Source organism: Collinsella aerofaciens, from assembly GCF_041537385.1.
Taxonomy (GTDB): Bacteria; Actinomycetota; Coriobacteriia; order Coriobacteriales; family Coriobacteriaceae; genus Collinsella; species Collinsella aerofaciens_BV.
This window is the reverse complement of the sequence record NZ_JBGORS010000001.1, coordinates 669,648-688,963: the sequence shown is the minus strand read 5'-3', so window position 1 is coordinate 688,963 and position 19,316 is coordinate 669,648. Positions and strand designations below refer to the sequence as shown.

Annotated in this window: 18 protein-coding genes; 9 read left to right on the top strand and 9 right to left on the bottom strand. The window is 59.6% G+C overall.

Features of this window, described 5'->3' with window-relative positions:
- Positions 1-2 precede the first annotated feature (2 nt).
- On the bottom strand, positions 3-428 hold the full coding sequence (locus tag ACEG18_RS03105) for a hypothetical protein (protein WP_372541200.1): 426 nt from the start codon (positions 426-428) through the stop codon (positions 3-5).
- Complete coding sequence (locus tag ACEG18_RS03100; RefSeq protein ID WP_372541250.1) at positions 421-1,947, bottom strand: Y-family DNA polymerase; 1,527 nt, start codon at positions 1,945-1,947, stop codon at positions 421-423. The genes ACEG18_RS03105 and ACEG18_RS03100 overlap by 8 nt, the downstream gene beginning before the upstream one ends.
- 201 nt (positions 1,948-2,148) lie before the next feature.
- Here ACEG18_RS03100 and ACEG18_RS03095 point away from each other — a divergent pair, with 201 nt between their 5' ends.
- On the top strand, positions 2,149-2,673 hold the full coding sequence (locus ACEG18_RS03095; protein WP_372541199.1) for a dehydroquinate synthase/iron-containing alcohol dehydrogenase family protein: 525 nt from the start codon (positions 2,149-2,151) through the stop codon (positions 2,671-2,673).
- A gap of 199 nt (positions 2,674-2,872) precedes the next feature.
- Positions 2,873-4,567 (top strand): glucose-6-phosphate isomerase, encoded by a 1,695-nt coding sequence (pgi, locus tag ACEG18_RS03090; protein WP_117564424.1) that lies wholly within the window; start codon positions 2,873-2,875, stop codon positions 4,565-4,567.
- 101 nt (positions 4,568-4,668) lie between these two features.
- Here the strand turns inward: pgi and ACEG18_RS03085 are convergent, their stop codons facing one another.
- The 3 genes from ACEG18_RS03085 to ACEG18_RS03075 form a co-directional block, all read right to left on the bottom strand.
- Positions 4,669-5,979, bottom strand: coding sequence for a type IV secretory system conjugative DNA transfer family protein (locus ACEG18_RS03085; protein WP_372541198.1), 1,311 nt, complete (start codon positions 5,977-5,979; stop codon positions 4,669-4,671).
- A complete protein-coding gene (locus tag ACEG18_RS03080) occupies positions 5,972-6,589 on the bottom strand; it encodes an ATP-dependent Clp protease proteolytic subunit (protein ID WP_372541197.1) in 618 nt (205 codons plus the stop codon). Before ACEG18_RS03080 ends, ACEG18_RS03085 begins: the two co-directional genes overlap by 8 nt.
- A 63-nt stretch (positions 6,590-6,652) precedes the next feature.
- Positions 6,653-7,543, bottom strand: coding sequence for a hypothetical protein (locus ACEG18_RS03075; RefSeq protein WP_372541196.1), 891 nt, complete (start codon positions 7,541-7,543; stop codon positions 6,653-6,655).
- Positions 7,544-8,032: 489 nt separating this feature from the next.
- On the opposite strand from ACEG18_RS03075, the gene ACEG18_RS03070 reads away from it, so the two are divergent.
- The 3 genes from ACEG18_RS03070 (at position 8,033) to ACEG18_RS03060 (ending at position 10,522) form a co-directional block, all read left to right on the top strand.
- Positions 8,033-8,875: a Cof-type HAD-IIB family hydrolase gene (locus tag ACEG18_RS03070; protein WP_117820709.1), complete on the top strand. Its 843-nt coding sequence runs from the start codon at positions 8,033-8,035 to the stop codon at positions 8,873-8,875.
- 63 nt (positions 8,876-8,938) lie between these two features.
- A complete protein-coding gene (locus ACEG18_RS03065) occupies positions 8,939-9,598 on the top strand; it encodes an HAD family hydrolase (protein WP_269148488.1) in 660 nt (219 codons plus the stop codon).
- A gap of 60 nt (positions 9,599-9,658) precedes the next feature.
- Positions 9,659-10,522 carry a PfkB family carbohydrate kinase gene (locus ACEG18_RS03060; RefSeq protein WP_099431482.1) on the top strand — a complete coding sequence of 288 codons (864 nt, stop codon included), beginning with the start codon at positions 9,659-9,661 and terminating at the stop codon, positions 10,520-10,522.
- Positions 10,523-10,801: 279 nt separating this feature from the next.
- On the opposite strand, the gene ACEG18_RS03055 is transcribed toward ACEG18_RS03060, so the two are convergent.
- Together ACEG18_RS03055 and ACEG18_RS03050 are read right to left on the bottom strand one after the other, a co-directional pair.
- A complete protein-coding gene (locus ACEG18_RS03055; protein ID WP_372541195.1) occupies positions 10,802-11,584 on the bottom strand; it encodes a TatD family hydrolase in 783 nt (260 codons plus the stop codon).
- Positions 11,585-11,598: 14 nt separating this feature from the next.
- Positions 11,599-12,396, bottom strand: coding sequence for a tRNA threonylcarbamoyladenosine dehydratase (locus tag ACEG18_RS03050; RefSeq protein WP_372541194.1), 798 nt, complete (start codon positions 12,394-12,396; stop codon positions 11,599-11,601).
- A 298-nt stretch (positions 12,397-12,694) separates the two neighbouring features.
- Here ACEG18_RS03050 and ACEG18_RS03045 point away from each other — a divergent pair, with 298 nt between their 5' ends.
- From ACEG18_RS03045 to ettA, 3 genes are all read left to right on the top strand, one after another.
- Positions 12,695-12,973, top strand: coding sequence for an autorepressor SdpR family transcription factor (locus ACEG18_RS03045; RefSeq protein WP_147332646.1), 279 nt, complete (start codon positions 12,695-12,697; stop codon positions 12,971-12,973).
- Entirely contained in the window at positions 12,966-13,670 is a 705-nt protein-coding gene (locus tag ACEG18_RS03040) for an SdpI family protein (RefSeq protein ID WP_372541193.1), read from the top strand. Before ACEG18_RS03045 ends, ACEG18_RS03040 begins: the two co-directional genes overlap by 8 nt.
- 183 nt (positions 13,671-13,853) lie before the next feature.
- Positions 13,854-15,533, top strand: coding sequence for an energy-dependent translational throttle protein EttA (gene ettA, locus ACEG18_RS03035; protein ID WP_055251458.1), 1,680 nt, complete (start codon positions 13,854-13,856; stop codon positions 15,531-15,533).
- 102 nt (positions 15,534-15,635) lie between these two features.
- Here ettA and ACEG18_RS03030 read toward each other — a convergent pair whose 3' ends face one another.
- Positions 15,636-16,937, bottom strand: a complete 1,302-nt coding sequence (locus ACEG18_RS03030; RefSeq protein WP_372541192.1) for a hypothetical protein — start codon at positions 16,935-16,937, stop codon at positions 15,636-15,638.
- A 138-nt stretch (positions 16,938-17,075) separates the two neighbouring features.
- Positions 17,076-18,020, bottom strand: a complete 945-nt coding sequence (locus ACEG18_RS03025) for a hypothetical protein (protein WP_372541191.1) — start codon at positions 18,018-18,020, stop codon at positions 17,076-17,078.
- A 257-nt stretch (positions 18,021-18,277) separates the two neighbouring features.
- On the opposite strand from ACEG18_RS03025, the gene ACEG18_RS03020 reads away from it, so the two are divergent.
- On the top strand, positions 18,278-19,114 hold the full coding sequence (locus ACEG18_RS03020) for a PRD domain-containing protein (RefSeq protein ID WP_372541190.1): 837 nt from the start codon (positions 18,278-18,280) through the stop codon (positions 19,112-19,114).
- Positions 19,115-19,316 lie beyond the last annotated feature (202 nt).

Sequence of the window (19,316 nt, the reverse complement as noted above, 5' to 3'; positions counted from 1 at the left end):
GGCTAGGCTCGTCCGCGCAGTTCGATGTCTTGGATGTCGTCGAAGTCGATGGCGATGTCTCGGAGTTTGAGGAGCTTGAAGGCGGGGAGCGCCTCGTCGAGGATGCCGGTGCGGCTGCGATAGCCGTATGTATCGTAATAGGTGACACGAACCAAGTCGCCACGTTTGAGACCCTCGAGCTTTTTAGAAAGCGCGAGGGCTTTTTCTTCCGTGAGCTCACGTTTTGGCTCGACGGTGATTTCCTGCTTGCGCACGAGTTCGTAGTATCCCGTGAGGGCGGCAAAGGGCATAAACTGTGCGGCGCGGTTGGCGCGCACGGCACCGTTGGCAGTGAGCTTGGGGTCGGCGGCGCGGCGTCTGCCCTCGGGGTCCGCCAGGCGCTCGAAGGCGGTCGGCGGGCGCACGGGCTGCTGCTTGGGTTTAGGCACGATGTCCTCCAACTTGGTCGTTGCGTTCGCGCGCGGTGGCGCCGGCGGTAAAGCTTAATCCCTTGACGAGCGCATTCTTGCCGTATTTGCCTTTAACGGCTAACACGGCGCGTGCCAGGTCGCGCTCGCGCTCATCGGCCTCGATATCGCTGAACAGATCGATGGTGGCAAATTCCTCGGGCATGAGGTTGCCAAATCCCAGGTTGATGCGCTTGACCGGTCGTTTGGGATCGACCGTTTGTGCCCAAAGGTCATCGAAATACCCCATGATCTTCTTAAACGAATTAGTGCGCTCGGGCAGCTTTCGCGAGGCGTTGGAGTGCGCAAAGAGCGCGGCATAGCCACCGCGCGGTTTGCCGCCATGCTCCCCCACAAAGATGCCATCGATTGCCTGCGCTTCGCGCACCAGGCGACGCCTTTCGTCATCGCGCTGGACGGGCTTGGGAGCGCGGGGCGCGAGCTCGGGGCCGGCGGTTGCGGTGGGTTCGATGCTCGATGTGCTCGAGCGCAGGTGCCCGCATCCGTCCACATATTGCGCTGTGCCGCTGGCGTCGAGGCGGCGTATGTCGGCGCGCTCGCTCGCGTAGCCTACAAAGAGTGAGATGCTGTCGCAGACCACGTGCTTATCGACCAAGTCCAGCACGGCGGCATCGACCATCTCGCGCAAGACGGTGTAGGCCTGCTCGTAGGCATAACCCTTCGAGAGCACCTGTCCTGTGGTGGTCGAAGTTGCTTGCGGGCGATAGGCTTGGATATCGGCGATGGTTGTCGGCTCGCGCCCGAAGGCGTGGTCGATGAGATATTCGGCATTGACGCCGAGCTCGTCGTAAAGCAGGTTTTCGTTGAGCGCCGCGACGCCCATCAGATCGTAGACGCCGTATTTCTCGAGACGGGCCGCCACGCCGGGGCCGATGCCCCAGATATCGGTAATGGGACGATGAGGCCAGATCTCCTTGCGAAAGGTCTCGTCGTCGAGTATGCCGATGCGGCTGGGTGCGTGCTTGGCGGTAATGTCGAGCGCTACCTTGGCCTGGAATAGGTTGGGGCCGATGCCGACCGTCGCCGTGATGCCGGTGCGCGCGAGGACCTCGTCGCGCAGCGTGCAGGCGAACCCTTCCGCATCTGTGTGATAGAGGTCCAGATAGGGCGTCACGTCGATAAAGCACTCATCGATGGAGTAGACGTGCACGTCCTGGGGGCTGACGTATTCCAGATAGATACCGTAGATTTTCGCCGACACCTCCATGTAATGCTGCATGCGCGGTACGGCCGTGATGTAGTCGATGCCATCGGGAATCTCAAATAGGCGGCAGCGGTTGTGAATCCCTAAGTCCTTCATAGCCTGTGTGATGGCGAGGCAGATGGTCGTGCGCCCGCGCGATTCGTCGGCAACGACCAGGTTGGTGGTGAGCGGATCGAGCCCACGGTCGACGCACTCGACGCTGGCATAAAACGTCTTGAGGTCGATGCAGATGTAGGTGTGCTGCTCGTGCGCCACGCTTCCTCCCATCAAACACATGTTCTTATCGAATACATGTTCGATAATACCCGCTTGCGCGGACATCGTCAAAACCTGTCCCTCTTTGGCGGGTATGGTCGTGCGGTTGCATCGGTTTTTTAACGCAGCTCTAAAGAGTGCGAAACAGCTCGGAAAACCTCGCTTCGTAGCATGAGCCTAACGATTGATGCCGCCTATACGCACGGAAGGGTTGTGGGGATAATGGTCAACTATGGGTTTGGTATGCCGACGCGTCTTGTTGCGGATGGAGACGTGGCTCGATGGTGCGGACGATTGGTCGCTCACTACGGTGGCACCAAGGCGTTGGTCGTACTGGGCGGTGACAAGTATACGCGCGATGAGCTTGTCTCAGCGGCACTTGGCTCGCTTGATCGAGCTCTGCTCGAGCGCGTGCTTTTCCGCTGCGGCTTGGTCGGGGGCGACGGGGGAGACGATTTGGTCGGTGAGGCCGTAGCCCTGGCGACCGATGAGGGCGTGGACTTTGTCCTGGCGATCGGCGATGCCGATACGGCGAGCTTTGCGCGCGAACTCGCTCGTCGCATGGCCGTGCTCGATGCCGGCGAGGACGGCTTTGTTCCCTACGGGTGCATCGTCTCAGAGGGAAAAGTGCCCGCCGTCGTGGGTGCCGGCGAGGCTCCCGTTTTCGCCATCATCGCTCCCGAACTGCTGGAGGGCATTGGGTCTCCTCTGCGTGAGTTGCTCGGCAGCGTGTGCGCCGCGGCCTAATATTTGGCATAAAGGGATAGGTTCTTTTTGATTGGTAAAGCGTTTGACCTGCCAAATTAAACCTGTCCCTTTTTGGTCGGTTGCCGTTTGGGGGCCGATTGGCAACGCTCGCTGATTATAGTCTTGACCTGCGCTAGAATAGTGGCATCTGAATGTCCGGGCGCATGGAGGCGTGCGCCCGTATGCTGAGGAGGACTCTATGGCAACTGTTGCCGCACCTATCGATGCTACGTCGACTGCCGCTTGGAAGGCGCTCGAGGCCCATCAGGAGAAGCTCGAGGCCGAGGGTATCGACCTCAAGGCCTGGTTCGCCGCCGATGCCGAGCGCGTGAACAAGCTGAGCTTTGACGCCGGTGACCTGCACTTCGACCTGTCCAAGAACCTGGTGACTGATGAGACCGTCAAGCTGCTGTGCGATCTTGCCCGCGAGGTGAAGCTCGAGGAGCGCCGCGACGCCATGTTCTCCGGCGAGCACATCAACACCACCGAGGACCGCGCCGTCCTGCACACCGCGCTGCGCCGCCCGGCAAGCGAGAAGGGCCAGCTCATCGTCGACGGCCAGGACGTCGTCGCCGACGTGCACGAGGTTCTCGACCGCATGTATGCCTTCGCCGAGCGCGTGCGCTCCGGTGAGTGGAAGGGTGTTACCGGCAAAAAGATCGAGCACCTGGTGTCCATCGGCATCGGCGGCTCCGATCTGGGCCCGGTCATGGCTTACGAGGCCCTGCGTCCCTATGCCGACGCCGGTATCGATTGCCGCTATATCTCCAACATCGATCCCAACGACCAGGCCGAGAAGCTCAAGGGTCTGGATCCCGAGACCACGCTCGTGATCATCGTCTCTAAGACCTTCACCACGCTCGAGACCCTCACCAACGCTCGCGAGGTCAAGACCTGGATGCTCGAGCAGCTCAAGGCTCAGGGCGCCATCGACGGCTCCGATGAGCAGAACGCCGAGGCCGTGGCCAAGCACTTTGTCGCCGTTTCCACCGCACTCGAGAAGGTCGAGGCCTTCGGCATCGACCCCGCTAACGCTTTTGGTTTCTGGAACTGGGTCGGCGGCCGCTACTCTGTCGACTCCGCCGTGGGCTTGTCGCTGATCGTCGTGCTCGGCCCCGAGCGCTTCCAGCAGTTCCTCGAGGGCTTCCACGCCATCGACGAGTACTTCTGCAACACGCCGCTCGAGAACAACGCCGTCGCGCTGATGGGCCTGCTCAACGTCTGGTACGTCAACTTCTTCGGTTCCAAGAGCCACGCCGTGCTGCCGTACTGCCAGTACCTGCACCGTTTCCCGGCCTACCTGCAGCAGCTCACCATGGAGTCCAACGGCAAGCACGTCCGCTGGGACGGCAGCGCTGTGACCTCCGATACCGGTGAGATCTTCTGGGGCGAGCCCGGCACCAACGGTCAGCACGCCTTCTACCAGCTGCTGCACCAGGGCACCGTGGTGGTTCCGGCCGACTTTATCGCTTTCGCCAACACCGCCAACCCCGCAACCGACAGCGGTCAGGACGTGCACGAGCTGTTCCTGGGCAACTTCCTGGCCCAGACCAAGGCGCTCGCCTTTGGTAAGACGGCCGATGAGGTTCGTGCCGAGGGCACGCCCGAGCAGATCGTCCCGGCCCGTTGCTTTGAGGGCAACCGTCCGACGACCTCGATCTTCGGCGACACGCTGACCCCGTTCGCACTCGGCGAGCTCATCGCCCTGTACGAGCACATCACGTTTGTTGAGGGCACGGTCTGGGGCATCGACTCCTACGACCAGTGGGGCGTCGAGCTGGGTAAGCAGCTTGCCAAGCAGATCACCCCGGCCTTCCACGACGACGCCGCCAAGGCCGAGCAGGACGCTTCGACCCAGGCGCTCATCGAGTTCTATCGCGCTCATCGCAAGTAGTTTTTACGGCCGAGTTGGCTTATGGCTGAAAGGGGCCCGTATCCGTTGGGATACGGGCCCCTTGCTGTTTGTGGTCGAGCGTGGCGGACTGCACGGCGTTGTTAATGGGCGAATTCGACCCGGGTGGTGTCTCGCTGCGCTTCGGGCAGTTCCCCGTACAGCGGATGGTCTTCGAGCCTAAAGCGTTCGACCTGCTCGGGGGCGCGACCGCGCACAAAGAGCCATGAGCGATCGATCGGCGTCGCCATAAGCGTGCTGGGCAATGCGTCGGCTCGGTCGGAAAACACTCGGGCGCTCTCGGGGTCTTGGAACGCCAGCACCAGATGCGTGTCGCAGTTGCCCATGATGGAGCGTGCGCGTGCCTCGCCATAGAGCGCATCGAGCTGGTTGGTCGACTGCAGCAGCAGCGTTGCCCAGATGTTGCGGCTTCGGATAATCGAGAGCACGTTGTCGATCTGGGGGATCTGCAGATTTGCGAAGTCATCGAGCGTAAAGCGCACGGGCACGGGCAGGCTGCCGTCGGGCTGCCTATCGGCCTCACGAATGAGGCCCATAAACGCCTGCGAAATAAAGAGGCCGGTCAGCGGATCGAGATTGCGGTCAATATCGCTCACGGTTACAAACAGGGCGCAGGGGGTGTGTCCCATGGAAGCGAAGTCCACCTGATGGCATTCCTGATAGAGCTGTGCCGCACCGTCGAATCCCAGACACATGACCTTTTCGGCAAGGATGCCGACGATGCTCGCGTGCATGCGCTCGGCATTTTGCGTAATGGCATAGCGGCGCCAGAGCGATAGGGCATAGCTTTGGGGGTCGGTCGTGATCAGGTCGTCAAGCAGTCGACCCGTGGCACCGTCCTGCAGGTGCTCGATGAGCTTGATGACCGAGCAGATCGTCTGCTCGTCGGCGGGCAGCTGCTCTGTGACGTAGGCGATGAAGCACGACAACAGGTTTGCTGCCGCATGGTCCCAAAATGGCTGGTTGTTGTCCTCGATGGGGCAGATTGCCTTTGCCACCGAGAGGATGTCCTGCTGGTTGGGCCTGCCGTCCGCCTTGCGGCGAATATGCCTCAGGGGGTTGTAGCCGCAGCGCTCGATGCCATGCGCAAGGGTTGGGGCGTTGTTGAGGTCGGCAAAGTTGAGACATTGCACGCGGTAACCGTGGGCTGCCAGCACGGGTCCCACTTCGCGACAGAGCGTGCCTTTGGTGTCGAGCACGATGTAGCTTGCGTTCATTTGCAGCAGGTTGGGCTTGAGGACGTTTCGGGTCTTGCCGGCTCCCGAGGGGCCGATTACAAGTGCGTTGTTGTTGAGTCCCGTTTGGCGGGTGTCGCAGGAAAGCGTTCGATCCTTGGCGAGGATGGTGGTCGATGCGGACTCGGGTGCGGTGAGTCGGCTGGCGAGGTTAGACATGGGCGACCTCCTTGGTGGCCGAGAGGATTCCGTGGGCAAAGCCGAGCTCAACGGCGCGCTCGGCCGAAAGGTACGTATCCTTTGCCGTGAGTGTTTGGATACGCTTGGCCGAAAGGCCGCTGCGATCAGACAGGATTTGCGTCAGGGCCTTGCGGGTCTGCATGAGACGCCGGCTTGTTTCCTGGAGTGCTAGGGCCGAGCCCCCAGCTCCTTGCGGGATGAGTGGGTCGTGAATCATGAGTTCTGCATGAGGCGCCATACGGCGCTCGTCGCCGCCCATAAAGATCACGGCGCCCATGGACGCGGCGAATTCCAGGCAGACGGTGCGGATGGGGCACGATGCGAGGCGCATGGCGTCATAGATCGCAAGACCCGATCGCACGCTTCCGCCGGCGCTGGCGACAAATATGGTGATGGGGCGGCTGGGGTCGGTGGCATCGAGCAGGCGGATCTGCTGGCATAGGTCGTGGGCCATCGGGGTTTCGATGTTTCCCATGACGGAGAGCTCGCGATGGGCGAGCATCTCATCGTAAATGCTGGTGAGCGTGATACCTCGGGCGGATTCACGCATGGTGAGGGGGCTGATGATGGGGGAATGATTGGTGTCCATGAGGACTCCTTTCTGTTGGTTGTGTTGTGGAATAGGATTGTTGTCCGCGGAGGGGCTGGCGAGCTACAGGGTTCGTCCGAGCCTGAGATCGAGCTCGGTTGTGGGGCAGGCTGCCTGTTCGTGCGGCTCGCAAGCGCCAAGGGCTCCAAAGCGATAGAGCGTTGCGGCGGGCGTGGTGTAGGCGAGCCGCAGCTGATGCTCGACAGGGGCACATCCGTCATTTTTGTAATGAGCTGCGTAGTACTGCGCGATGCTGGCGTTCATCTCGCTGCCATTGCGATGGCGCTCAAACTGGCGTCTGCAGGTCTCGATGATCTTTGCTACCGACTTGGGTGCCGTCGCGGGAACAAGGGCGAGATAGCCCTCAAATAGCTCGTTGATGCTCAGGAGGCACAGCAGGTCGATCAGCGTCCTTATGGCTGCTCCCTCGGCGGAAAAGTGCGCGGTCATGCGGTTATATCGGTTGCGGTCGACGATGGCCGCATGGGGTCTTGGAGTTTTCTGCCCCGTGGTCCCGGGCTTTTGCCGCGCCTGTGTATTGAGCTCGACGTTGCAGCGCTTGAGGCCGTCCAATGGAAGGAACAGTGCGGTGCGCAGGGTGTTCCGCTTGCTTTCGAGTTCATGACGCTCGTCGGGTTCCCATTCGAGCTTGAGTTTCGTGTCGAGCGCCGTAAGCATATGGGCTAGGCAGCCTACGGTAAGAACGTACGAATCGTTGTCGCGTTTTGGGGCATAGGGGTCCGTCAGCTTGCGAATGTCGGGGTCGCCCATGATCTTTGTGCAGCGCTTCAGCAGTTGAGGCTTGCCGGCCAAGATCGTCGCGAGCGGTAGCGACGCGTAGTTCTTGATGGTCGCGGCGGCAAAGGCGGCGTCATATTCGTTTGCATATGCTCTCTCAATGCGGGCATCCAGAATGCTTTTCTTATCGCCGTCTTCAGCGTGGTGGTTTGTCATAGCTTCTCCAATCGGTTGATGTTCGTGCTGTTTGTTGATGTGTTGGTTGTCGTGAGTGATGTGCTTGCCGTGGGTGATGTGCTGACGTTGGGGTGCTATGCGGTTTTCAATGTGCCCGTGAGGCAGTTGCTGCAGGGGCGGGATAGGACGGCCCATGCAAGGCAGAAGGCATCGTGCTCAAAATCGAGACAGCAATGCCCGGGGTACCTCACATGTGGCAGTTACCTCATTAAGTTGTCATTGCGTTTGGGGTTGTACTTTGCCGATCTTCCTTCTCTTACACGCTAAAACTCAAACTTCATATGCTCGATCTACTTAAAACCGCAACGGCGGTCTTTTATCAACTTATATGTCGGAACGCGTCTTTGCAAGTACTTTTTTGCCTTTGTTTCAAATGGGGTGGTTTTGCAACCGTCATGCGCGCGCTGTGTGAACGTGCCCCGGCTCGGATAAGATAGTGCGCGATAAAAACGATGCAAGGAGGCATATATGGCAATCAAAGCCATCGCAATGGATATCGACGGTACGCTCACCAACGACCAAAAGGTCATCAGCCCGCGTACGCGCGAGAAGCTGCTCGCGGCGCAGGAGTCGGGCATTAAGCTCATCTTGGCTTCGGGTCGTCCCGCATGGGGGCTGCACGCCTTGGCGCAGGAGCTCGACCTTCAAAACCATGACGGTCTGCTAGTTGCCTTTAATGGCGCACATGTGGTCGACGCTCAGACCGATGAGGTTCTTTTTGACCAGGCCATGCCGGCTGACGAACTGCACCGTCTGATTGATCATCTGCGCAATTTCGACGTGATCCCCATCATCTCGCTCGGTCGCGATCTGCATGTCGAGGACTCGTATCGCTGCATGATCACACTGCCGGACGGTTCGCAGAAGAATATCGTCAAGTATGAGCGCGATGCGTGCGACCTTAAGATCCGTGAGGTCGAGAGCTTGCATGAGGTCGTGGACGCTTGTCCCGTGGACAAGCTGCTGACGGCGGGCGATCCAGCCTACCTGCAGGCGCATTACGAGGAGATGTATGCGCCCTTTAAGCAGACGCTTTCGGGCATGTTTACGGCCGACTGGTACTTTGAGTACACGGCGCCCGGTATCGACAAGGCCCGTGCGCTCGAGGGTGCCCTGCCCAAGCTCGGCATCGATGCCAGTGAGGTCGTATCGTTTGGCGACGGCCAGAACGACAAGTCCATGATTGAGTGGGCCGGCACAGGTGTAGCCATGGGCAACGCCGTCGATGAGGTTAAGGCAGTTGCCCAGATGGTGACCGCCAATAACAACGAAGACGGTATCGCGGTGGCACTCGATAAGCTACTGGGCTAGAATCGCCGATAATGCATGGTTCGGGCGCCTGCTTACAGGCGCCCTTTTGTTAGGGAGGGTGCCGTGTCCGCATTTCCGTTCGACGCCGTTATCTTTGACATGGACGGCGTCATTGTCGATACCGAGTATTACTACCTGGGCGAGACTGCCGCGTTTGCCAAGGAGCTTGGGTTGAACCTGACCCAAGAGGAGCTGAACGGGCAGGTCGGTACCTCGCATCAGTTCTTTCTCCGCATGCTGGTCGATTGGTTTGAGCGTGCCGGTAAGGGGCATTTTACTGGCGAGGAAGCGTTGGCCCGTTGGGATGAGTGGGCGCATAAACGTCCGCGCGACTATCAGGCTTTGATTAACCCAGGCGCTGTGGATACGATTCGAGAGCTGCCCCGCCGCGGCGTTCGCGTGGCGCTTGCCAGCTCGTCGCCCATGGATAGCATCGAGGAAGTACTCAATGCGTGCGGGCTGTCGGATGCCTTTGAGTATGTGGTGAGTGGCGAGCAGTTTAAGGAGAGCAAGCCCGAGCCCGACATCTACCTGCATGCGCTGGACCTGCTGGGGCTGCCCGCGAATCGCTGTTGCTGCGTTGAGGATTCGGTGCCTGGCATCACTGCCGGCAAGCGCGCCGGTCTGACAGTAATCGCCAAGCGTGAGGAGCGCTTTGGCTTTAGCCAGGATGCCGCGGACAAGATTATCGACCAGCTGCCGGATTTGCTGGAACTCGCGTAGGGCCAGGGTGGCACGGCAGCCATTACAGCGATCTCGTTAGGACGAGAGGGGAGCGGTGCTATGACATTTAACGTTAGCGCTCTTGGGTTTGGCGATAACGTCGTCGATCGCTACGAGCATATCCACACTATGTATCCGGGTGGCAATGCGGTGAACTTTGCCGTGTATGCCAAGAAGTGCGGGGCTGCGCGCTCCGCGTATGTGGGTATCTTTGGAAACGACGCCGCGGCCGAGCATGTCATCGCGAGCCTTGAGGACGAGGGCGTCGAGCTCGCCAAATGTAAACAACTCATCGGCGAGAACGGCGCGGCTCGTGTTACCGTGGTCGATGGTGACCGCGTGTTTCTGGGATCTAACGAGGGCGGCATCCGTGGTGATGCGCGCTATGTGCTCGATCGTTTTGATCTGGCATATATGAAGCAGTTCGATGTGGTCCATTCGGGTAACTACTGCTTTACCGAGCGTGAGCTGCCTAAGCTGAAGGCGTCGGGTATTACCGTTTCGTTTGACTTCTCGGATGATTCGACCGATGAGTACTACGAGCAGATTGCTCCCTACGTTGACTTCGCGTTCTTTAGCGCGGCAGACGCTGCGAGCGAGGATGAGATTCGCGAGCGTCTGGCATGGGTGAAGAGCCTAGGTCCGCGTTTTGTATCGGCAACGGCTGGCGCTGAGGGCTGCATTGCCTACGATGGCGAGCGTTATTACCGCCAACTGGCTAAACCGGTAACGGATATGAAGGACACCATGGGTGCGGGTGACTCGTTCCTCACCTCGTTTTTGATGTGCTATCTCGATTCCGCCAAGCGTGGTGAGGATGGCGCCGAGGCCATCGAGCGCGCGCTCGACTTTGCTGCCGGGTTTGCCTCGACCGTGTGCGGCATGGAAGGCTCTTGGGGCCACGGAGCGCCGATTTTTGAATAGTTGAGCGGTCCCGGGAAGTCGAATTGTTGTCTTCCCGGGACCCTGTGGGCAAAAAATGCCAAATATGAGTACTGTAACTATTTTAGTAACAGCAAAATCAAGCCTTTGAGGCCCTAGCTGAGTGCCTGGGAGCGATAAAAGCCTGGATTAGACGGCTTTCGACATGTTAAAACGCCCTGATCATGAACGGCTGTACATTATCAGGGCGTTCTTTTACCGCAAAATAATGCTACTAGCATTGAAACAGTACTCATATTTGATGTTTTTTGCCCACCGGGGTCAGCGGAAGTCAAATATGAAGCGCGAATTTTCCAAAACGATCGATTCGGCGCTCTCCACGACGCAGTTTTTAAGTTCGGCGATGTGTAGGGAGGCGCTTTTTAGCGATGTGATGAGCTGTCGCGCGCTTGCATCTGCTTGCGGTTCGGCTGGAGCGTCGGTTTCGAGCAGCAGACGGTCGAGTGGGATCTGTCGGGCGTATTCGCGACCGCGCTTGGTAGCGAGCATCCGCTCGTTCACGGAAAAATAGCAGCCTGCGTTTCGCGCGCGGACGAACTCGTTCGAGGTGCCGCTAAACCAGTGGAAGATGATGGCGGGGGAGTTGGGGCTTAGGGTGAGTAATCCAAATGACTCAAGGGCGTCCAGTACGGTTCCTGCCGAACGAACAGCGTGAATTGATATCACGCGCCCGGCGAGAGGGTGCTGCACGAGCGCATCGCAGAGCCGGTCAAATGCCTGTATTTGTAGCGGCTCGCTTCCGGCAAAGCGCGCGGAAAAGTCGAGTCCAACCTCGCCAATTAAGCGTTCTTGCGCAGCGACCTCGCAAAGCAGATTGATTTCGGCGGTTCCGCATCGCCCGTCGGCGAGCCACCAGGGGTGGAGGCCGATGCCGACAAAGATATTTGAACGGTTGCAAGCGCGCTTCTTGGCGCGCGCAAAGTCGCGCGGATCGACGCCGCAGTCAAAGAGACCCATGCCCAGTGCCGTCGCCTCGTCGGCAACGGCGTCCGGGTGAGCCATTAAATCAAGGTGACAGTGCGCGTCAAATAACTGCGGTGCCATTGCTGCGCGTCTCGTTAATCTAGGCGCTGGCCATCGGCGCGCACGTGCTCGGTGCCGCGCCCGCTGATCTGGCGGATAACCTCGCCGGCAATCATCTGACCCATGATGGGCGGCATAAAGCTGGCGGTTCCGAGCTCGGTACGCTCGTGGATATTGGAAGGGTCGCGGGGCTGTGTCTTAACCGATTCCTCACAGCTAAACAGTACATGCAGGCTCTTGATTCCTCGTTTCTTACATTCTTTGCGCATAATGCGGCTCATGGGGTCACGTACCGTATCGAAAATATCGGCAAAGCGGAGGCACTCGGGATGGAGCTTGTTGGCCCCGCCCATGGAGCTAACCAAACGAATGTCGTGGTCCTGAGCAAATTTGGCAATGGTGAGCTTGGCCGAGATGGTGTCGATGGCGTCGACGACGTAGTCGAGCTTGCCGTCCGTCTGCTCCAAAACGCTCGAAAAGAACTCGTCGATGTTGTCGCTCAGCAGGTATTCAGTGCGCTTGATGACGGTGGCGGCAGGATTGATATCGTGGATCATGGCTTCCATCACGTCAACCTTGCGCTTGCCGACGGTGCTGTGAAAGGCGATGGCTTGGCGATTGATATTGCTGGGCGCGATGATGTCCTTGTCCAGAATGACGAAATGACCGATGCCGCCGCGGGCGAGTGCCTCGCAGCAGTTGGAGCCCACGCCTCCGCAGCCGAGCACCAACACCGTAGCATCGGCGAGCTTATCGAGTGCCTCGCGGCCCATGATGATCTCGAGCTTGGTGTCGCGTGTCTCGATGGCGGCTGCGGCAGTGGTTTCGGTCATAAATATCCTCCGATGGGGAAGCAGGTCGTGTTTTAGCTATCGCCATTATAGGTATTATTACGATTCCATTTGAACCCTTGGGGTTTGTTGAAATGGGATCGGGATTCGCATAAGATAAAGCAGATGGCACCCGTTGCAGCGGGTTGGCCAACTCCCAAACACGTTTGTAGCGTGAGAAGTGGCCGTCTTCGCATTACGCGGAGGCGGCTTTTTTTTGAGTACAAGATTAGACAATTAGACAAACATCTAAATATCGAGTATAGTGTGCGCGTCGAACGAAATGCTGAGAGGAGGTCCTATGCCGGGAGAGGGTTTTAAGGCGCTGGCCGATCCTACACGGCGTCACATTTTGGAACTGCTGCGCGAGGGCAATCGCACGGCTGGGGAGCTTGCCGAGCATTTTGACATCAGCAAGCCGTCATTGAGCCATCACTTGGCGACGCTCAAAAACGCCGGGTTGGTGACCGATGAGCGCCATGGACAAAACATCGTTTACAGCTTAAACACCACCGTCATGCAGGACTTGATCGGTTGGTTTATGGGCTTTACAAACACGGAAGGTGATAAGGATGAATAACGAAAACAAGGGCATTCACGCCACGGGGGTATCGTCGCGCGCGTGGGCCATGCTTGTTGTGGTCTGCGCTATTAATGTTGCCGCGCATCTCTGGGTGATGCCGAGCCTGCCTGCGCAGATTCCTACGCACTGGGGCGCGAACGGCGCCGTCGACGGTTGGGGTCCTAGCTGGATGGCCTCCGCGCTCGGCGTGCTGCCTCTGGTGCTTCTCGCAATGTTCTGCGTGGTGCCGCGCATCGATCCCAAAGGTGAGGCATATCGAACCTCGGGCAAGTTCTATCAGGGCTTCGTAATCGCCTTCACCTTGTTCATGTGCGCCGTAAGCTGGTTGGGTGAGCTTACAGTCTGGGGCGTGGTGCCGGCGGTCGGTTCGGTCAACGTGCTGATTTCCGGTGCTATCGGTTTGCTGTTCATCGGCGTAGGCAACTACTTGCCGCGTGTGAAGCAGAACTATACGCTCGGTATCAAGACGCCTTGGGCGCTTGCCGACCCCGAGAACTGGCGCCGTACGCAGCGCTTTGGCGGTGCCTGCTTTATGGTGTTGGGCATTGGCCTCATCGCAATGGGCGTGGCAGGTGCGGTGCTTTCGAGTGAGGTCACGGCTGCGGTGATTGCGGTGTTGGCGTTTGGTTCGGTCGGAGCCGTCTACGTCTACTCGTATCTGCTGTGGCGCAAATCTCAGCGGGCTGTTCGTTAAGGTTGCGGAAAACTAGCGTACGCAGTTCATAGTGTGTCCCGGGGGACTTTTCCCAGGTAGTATTAGGGGGTGTGGGCAACCATGCCCCTTTTCGTTAAGTTTCAGAGCTGGTTTCCTCATTTCGTTTCCACTAAAGCGAATCAAGAATAGGGAAACAGCAGGTAGAAAGGATAGAACAGGCATATGGCAGAGTTTATCTACCAGATGTATCAGGCTCGTAAGGCCCATGGCGACAAGGTAATCCTTGACGACGTGACTCTGAGCTTCTACCCCGGTGCCAAGATCGGCGTCGTGGGTCCTAACGGCATGGGTAAGTCGACCCTGCTCAAGATCATGGCCGGCATCGAGGAGGTCTCCAACGGCGATGCCAGGCTCACCCCCGGCTACACCGTGGGCATCCTGCAGCAGGAGCCGCCGCTCGACGATGACAAGACCGTCATCGAGAACGTGCGCATGGCGTTTGGCGACATGATCGCCAAGGTCGATCGCTTCAATAAGATCGGCGAGGAGATGTGCGACCCGGATTGCGACATGGACGCCCTCATGGCCGAGATGGGTAAGCTCCAGGACGAGATCGACGCCGCCGACGGCTGGGATATCGATTCCAAGCTCGGCCAGGCCATGGACGCCCTGCAGCTGCCCGATTCCGACATGCCGGTCAACGTGCTTTCCGGTGGCGAGCGCCGCCGCGTGGCCCTGTGCAAGCTGCTGCTCGAGGCTCCCGACCTGCTGCTGCTCGACGAGCCCACGAACCACCTGGACGCCGAGTCGATCCTGTGGCTCGAGCACTTCCTGCACAACTACCAGGGCGCGGTGCTTGCCGTCACGCACGATCGCTACTTCCTGGATAACGTTGCCGAGTGGATCTGCGAGGTCGACCGCGGTCACCTTTATCCCTACAAGGGCAACTACTCCACGTATCTGGAGACCAAGGCCGCGCGTATCGAGGCGCAGGGCAACCGCGACGCCAAGCTCGCCAAGCGCATGGAGGCCGAGCTCGAGTGGGTACGCAGCTCGCCCAAGGCTCGCCAGGCCAAGAACAAGGCCCGTCTGGCTCGCTACGAGGAGATGGAGGCCGAGGCCCGCGCAAGCCAGAAGCTCGACTGGACCGACATCCGCATCCCCGTGGGCCCGCGTCTGGGCAACAAGGTGCTCGAGGCCCATCATCTGCACAAGGAGTTCGATGGCCGCGTGCTCATTGACGACCTTTCGTTCACCCTGCCGCGCAACGGCATCGTGGGCGTCATCGGCCCCAACGGCGTGGGTAAGACTACGCTCTTCAAGACCATCGTGGGTCTGGAGCCGCTGACTTCGGGCGAGCTCGAGGTGGGCGAGACCGTCAAGATCTCCTATGTCGACCAGAACCGTTCCGGCATCGACCCCGACAAGAACCTGTGGGAGGTCGTCTCGGACGGCCTGGACCACATGATGGTGGGCGAGACCGAGGTCCCCAGCCGCGCGTACGTGGCGAGTTTTGGCTTTAAGGGCCAGGACCAGCAGAAGCGCGCTGGCGTACTCTCCGGTGGCGAGCGCAACCGTCTGAACCTGGCGCTCACGCTCAAGCAGGGCGGCAACCTGCTGCTCCTCGACGAGCCCACGAACGACCTCGACGTCGAGACGCTGTCCTCGCTCGAAGCGGCGCTGCTCGAGTTCCCGGGCTGCTCGGTGGTCATTAGCCACGACCGTATGTTCCTGGACCGCGTTGCCACGCACATCCTGGCGTGGGAGGGCACCGACGAGAATCCGGGCAACTGGTATTGGTTTGAGGGTAACTTCGAGGCCTATCAGGCCAACCGCATCGAGCGCCTGGGCGAGGACGCAGCCCAGCCGCATCGTATCCACAGGAAACTTACCAGGGACTAGTTTGATGTGGCAAAGGGGCAGCCCCTTTGCCACACGAACTTATGCTCAACCTGGGAAAATAAAAAACGCGGCGAACGTTTTTGTGACGTTCGCCGCGTTTTGCTATTCGTTGGATTCTTCAACCTTGTCGATGGTCCAGGTGGCTCCGAGGCCTCCGGTGGTGTTGCGGCGGATGCGCACGGTGACTTCGTGGCGCTCGCCGGCCTGCGTGTAGCGCAGGGGGAAGATTGCGCGGTTTCGCGCGGCCTCGATGGTGCCGCGTTCGCGGGCGATCCAGTAGTACTCGCCGACGATGCCGAGCGTGTCGGCGCCGTAGGGGAGATAGGTCGACAGCTGGTGTAGCAACGGGCCGGGGCAGAAGACCTCGGTTGCGAAATCGACGGGGAAGTCCTCGGGGATGGCGGGCGCTGCGGGTGCAGGTGCCGGTACTGCAACGGGGGCCGGAGCCGGTGCGGGAATCTGGTCATAGACAGGTTCGGATGCGGACTCGATGACGGGTGCAGACTCAGGCACCGGTTCCGGCTTAGCTGCGGAATCTGTCGGTTCCACGGAGACGGATGTGTCTCCAGTCTCGGTTTTGGCATCGGCTTGCGGGGCGTCCTCTGCCTCGACAGACAGCTTTGCCTCGATGGGCGTGGAGGCCATGGTGGTGATGCCGGCGTTTGCGTTCTCGGGGTCATAGACGACCGTGAGCGAGATGGCGGGCTGCGGTGTCTCGGGCTCCGGCGTCGACTCGGTAGCGTCTTGATCGGCGGGCTCGTCGGACTGATCGTCCTCGGCCTCGTTGCCAAAGACATCGCTGTTTTGGAGCGCAGACGTCTCGGGCTGGTCAGCGGCTTCTTCGGTTGTCGACTTGGGAGCCTCGTTGAGCTCCGCAGTGGCTTCCTGCTCTGATGTGACTTCGGGATCGGTCGTGGCGGCGATTTCGGTTTCGGCTTCTGCTGTTACCTCAATAGCGACTTCGATCTCTGACTCGGGCTCGGGTTCCGGTACGGCTTCAACCATAGCTTCGGGCTCGGGATGCTTAACGTGCTTGGGACGCACGGCCTTGAGGTCCTTCTCGCCGCGCTTTTTCTTTTTGTAGGACTGCTTGGCTCCCTTGGCTGCCTTGGGCTTGTCCTCGCCCTTGGCAAGGGCGGTATCCCAGGCCTCGTTGGCGATGACGGTGGCATACAGGCGACCGCCCTTAAAGACGGTCAGCTTAATGCAGTCGTCAAGCTCCTCGAGCAGCTCGCGCGTGGATTCGAAGCCCAGGTCATAAGCGGTCATGTCGCCAGCGGTGAGCGCCTCCTCGACCTGTGTCATAAACGTTTGCTTGCCACACCCAATCGCATCGCGCAGCAGGCGATACAGATAGATGTGGTTGCCCAGCGATAGCGTGGGCGTAACTATTGTCTTGCTCATGGCAAATCTCCTCTTTACACACCAAAGCATCTTACCATCGCATGGGGCTTGCCACCTCGGCGCCCAAAGCAAACGGGCGCGACCGTTGCCGGTTCGCGCCCGTTATGCAGGTCGGTTATCTATGAGGGACCGTCGTGCTTAATTGCCGGATGCCGTGTCTTGGCTCGAGCTGTCAGATGCCGTGCCGGATGCGGTTCCGCTCGAGCTGTTGGTGTTGCTGTTGTCGGTAGATCCCGTACTCGATGTATTGCCATTCGCCTGGTCGCCCGCGCTCGGTTGAGAGCCGTCAGTCGTTTGGCTTGAGTCAGCCGTGCCGGATTGCGTGCCGCTGTTGTTCGCAGAGGAATCGACGCCCTTCGATTGATCGGGGGCGTTCGAGGACGAGTCGGCGGATGCGGGGGTGCCCTGCGGGTCGTCCTGCTGGCTTTGTGATTGATCGGGGCTATCCGCGTCGTGCTCGGTCGTGCGCGACGAAAGGATTGGCTCGGGTCGCTCGCCCAGACCCTCACCGGCGGTGGTGATAAGGATGGCACCGGTGCAGGCGATGACCGCGACGATGGCGATGGCGACCGAGAAAACGATGACCTTCTTTTGCGTCTGGCTGCGCTCTGCCGCCGCCTTGGCGCGCAGGCTGTTGGGGGCGACGCGCGCCGTGGTCGCGCGCCCCGCAATCTGGCGCATCTCCTGCGTAGTCGCGGCGCCGCCCAGGTGCTCCTCGGCATCAAACTCAACGGGCTCATAGGCGCCGGCGGGGTAGTCGACGGCGGTGTGCGTGCCTTTGAGGGCTTCGGCGCTGGCAGAGATAAAGTGGCGGTAGACCTGCGAGGACACAACGGTGATAACCGAGCTTACGGCTGCGCCGATCACCGATCCAGCGATGCCGATCTTGGAAGCAAGCGCGACGCTTGTGGCGGCAGCTGCGGCGCCGGCGATGATTTGGGGAATGGAGATATCGTCGAACAGGCCCTTTTTAGGCGCGATGGCCATGGTCTGTCCGATGGAATGGTTCTCGTGCACGCCGTTGTTGAGCGCGGCCGGTGTCATGACGCGCGTGCGCGGCGCGTCGGTGTACTTGGTTGTCATACGGGGTCCTCCCGGTTCGTTTAGTGCTACAACAAGTTGTTTAGCCCCAAGGGTACCCATCTCGTGTGGACCGAAGATGGTCTCGCCCGCAACATCACCAACTCACCAAAGCCGCGAAGCTTCTCCTCAAGCTTGTCAAATGAAGACGGGGAGACGGGGAGAATCGTCCGGTTGTCGGAAGGAAGGTTGACCGGATTTGAATTCCCGTGGAATAATCGAGCTCGCGGCGCTGGTGCTTGCGCCGGGTAGGGAGCGTCATGAAAATCCTCAAGCGGATCAACAATAATACGGTTATCTGCGTCAATGCAAAAGGGCGCGAGCTCGTTGCGCTCGGCCGCGGTATCGGGTTTCCCGGTGGTCCCGACGAGGTCGCGCTCGACAAGATTGACCGAACCTTCTACGGTGTCGACTCGCGCTACCTGGCGCTGCTCGACGAGATCGACCCTCAGGTGATGGAGTTCTCCGCTCAGATCGCGGATATCGCCCGTTCCAACATCTCGCGTGAGCTCTCGGCAAACCTTCCCTTTACCATGGCCGACCATGTCGCTTTTGCCATCAAGCGCTGCCGCGAGCATATGTTTGTGCAGATGCCGCTCTCCTATGACGTTCAGCAGATGTATCCCATCGAGTATAAGATCGCCAAGTTCGCGCTCGAGGGCATCAATCGCGGCTTCAACATCAAGATGCCGCCAGGGGAGGCGAGCGGTATCGCGCTCTGCATCGTCAACAGCGTGGTCGCCTCGTCTTCAAAGGCCAAATCCAATACGGTGCGCAAGGACGAGGCGATGCTCGAGAAGTTCACCAAGATCATCGAGTCCGAGCTGGGAGTTTGCGTGGACCGTGACGGTTTTGACTTTTGCCGCTATGCCACGCACGTCCGCTACCTGCTGGAACGCGTACAGACAGGAGAGCCCCTCAACACGGATAACGGCGCGCTCTATGGGCCGCTCTGTGAGCAGCATCCCGATGTGGCTGTGTGCGTCGATCGCATGGCTGCGCTTATCGCAGAGCGTTTTGGCGCCGCGCTTGCCGATGAAGAGAAAGTCTACCTGATGCTTCACGTCAATCGCGTCTGTGCGGGATCCAGGCCTTAATCGACCGCTCGCCGCTGAGATTCGACCGTTTGCCGGTTTTGACTTTCGTAAAGGCATCCGTTGGATGTAGTTTCATAGTCACATAAGGTGTTATTCGAGAAGAGCCTCGAAGCATGACGTAGACAGTTCCCTTGTCCGCATTGTGCTTCGGGGCTCTTCTGTTTATGTTGCCCTTCCCGCCCCCTCGATTCGCCTTGTGCCA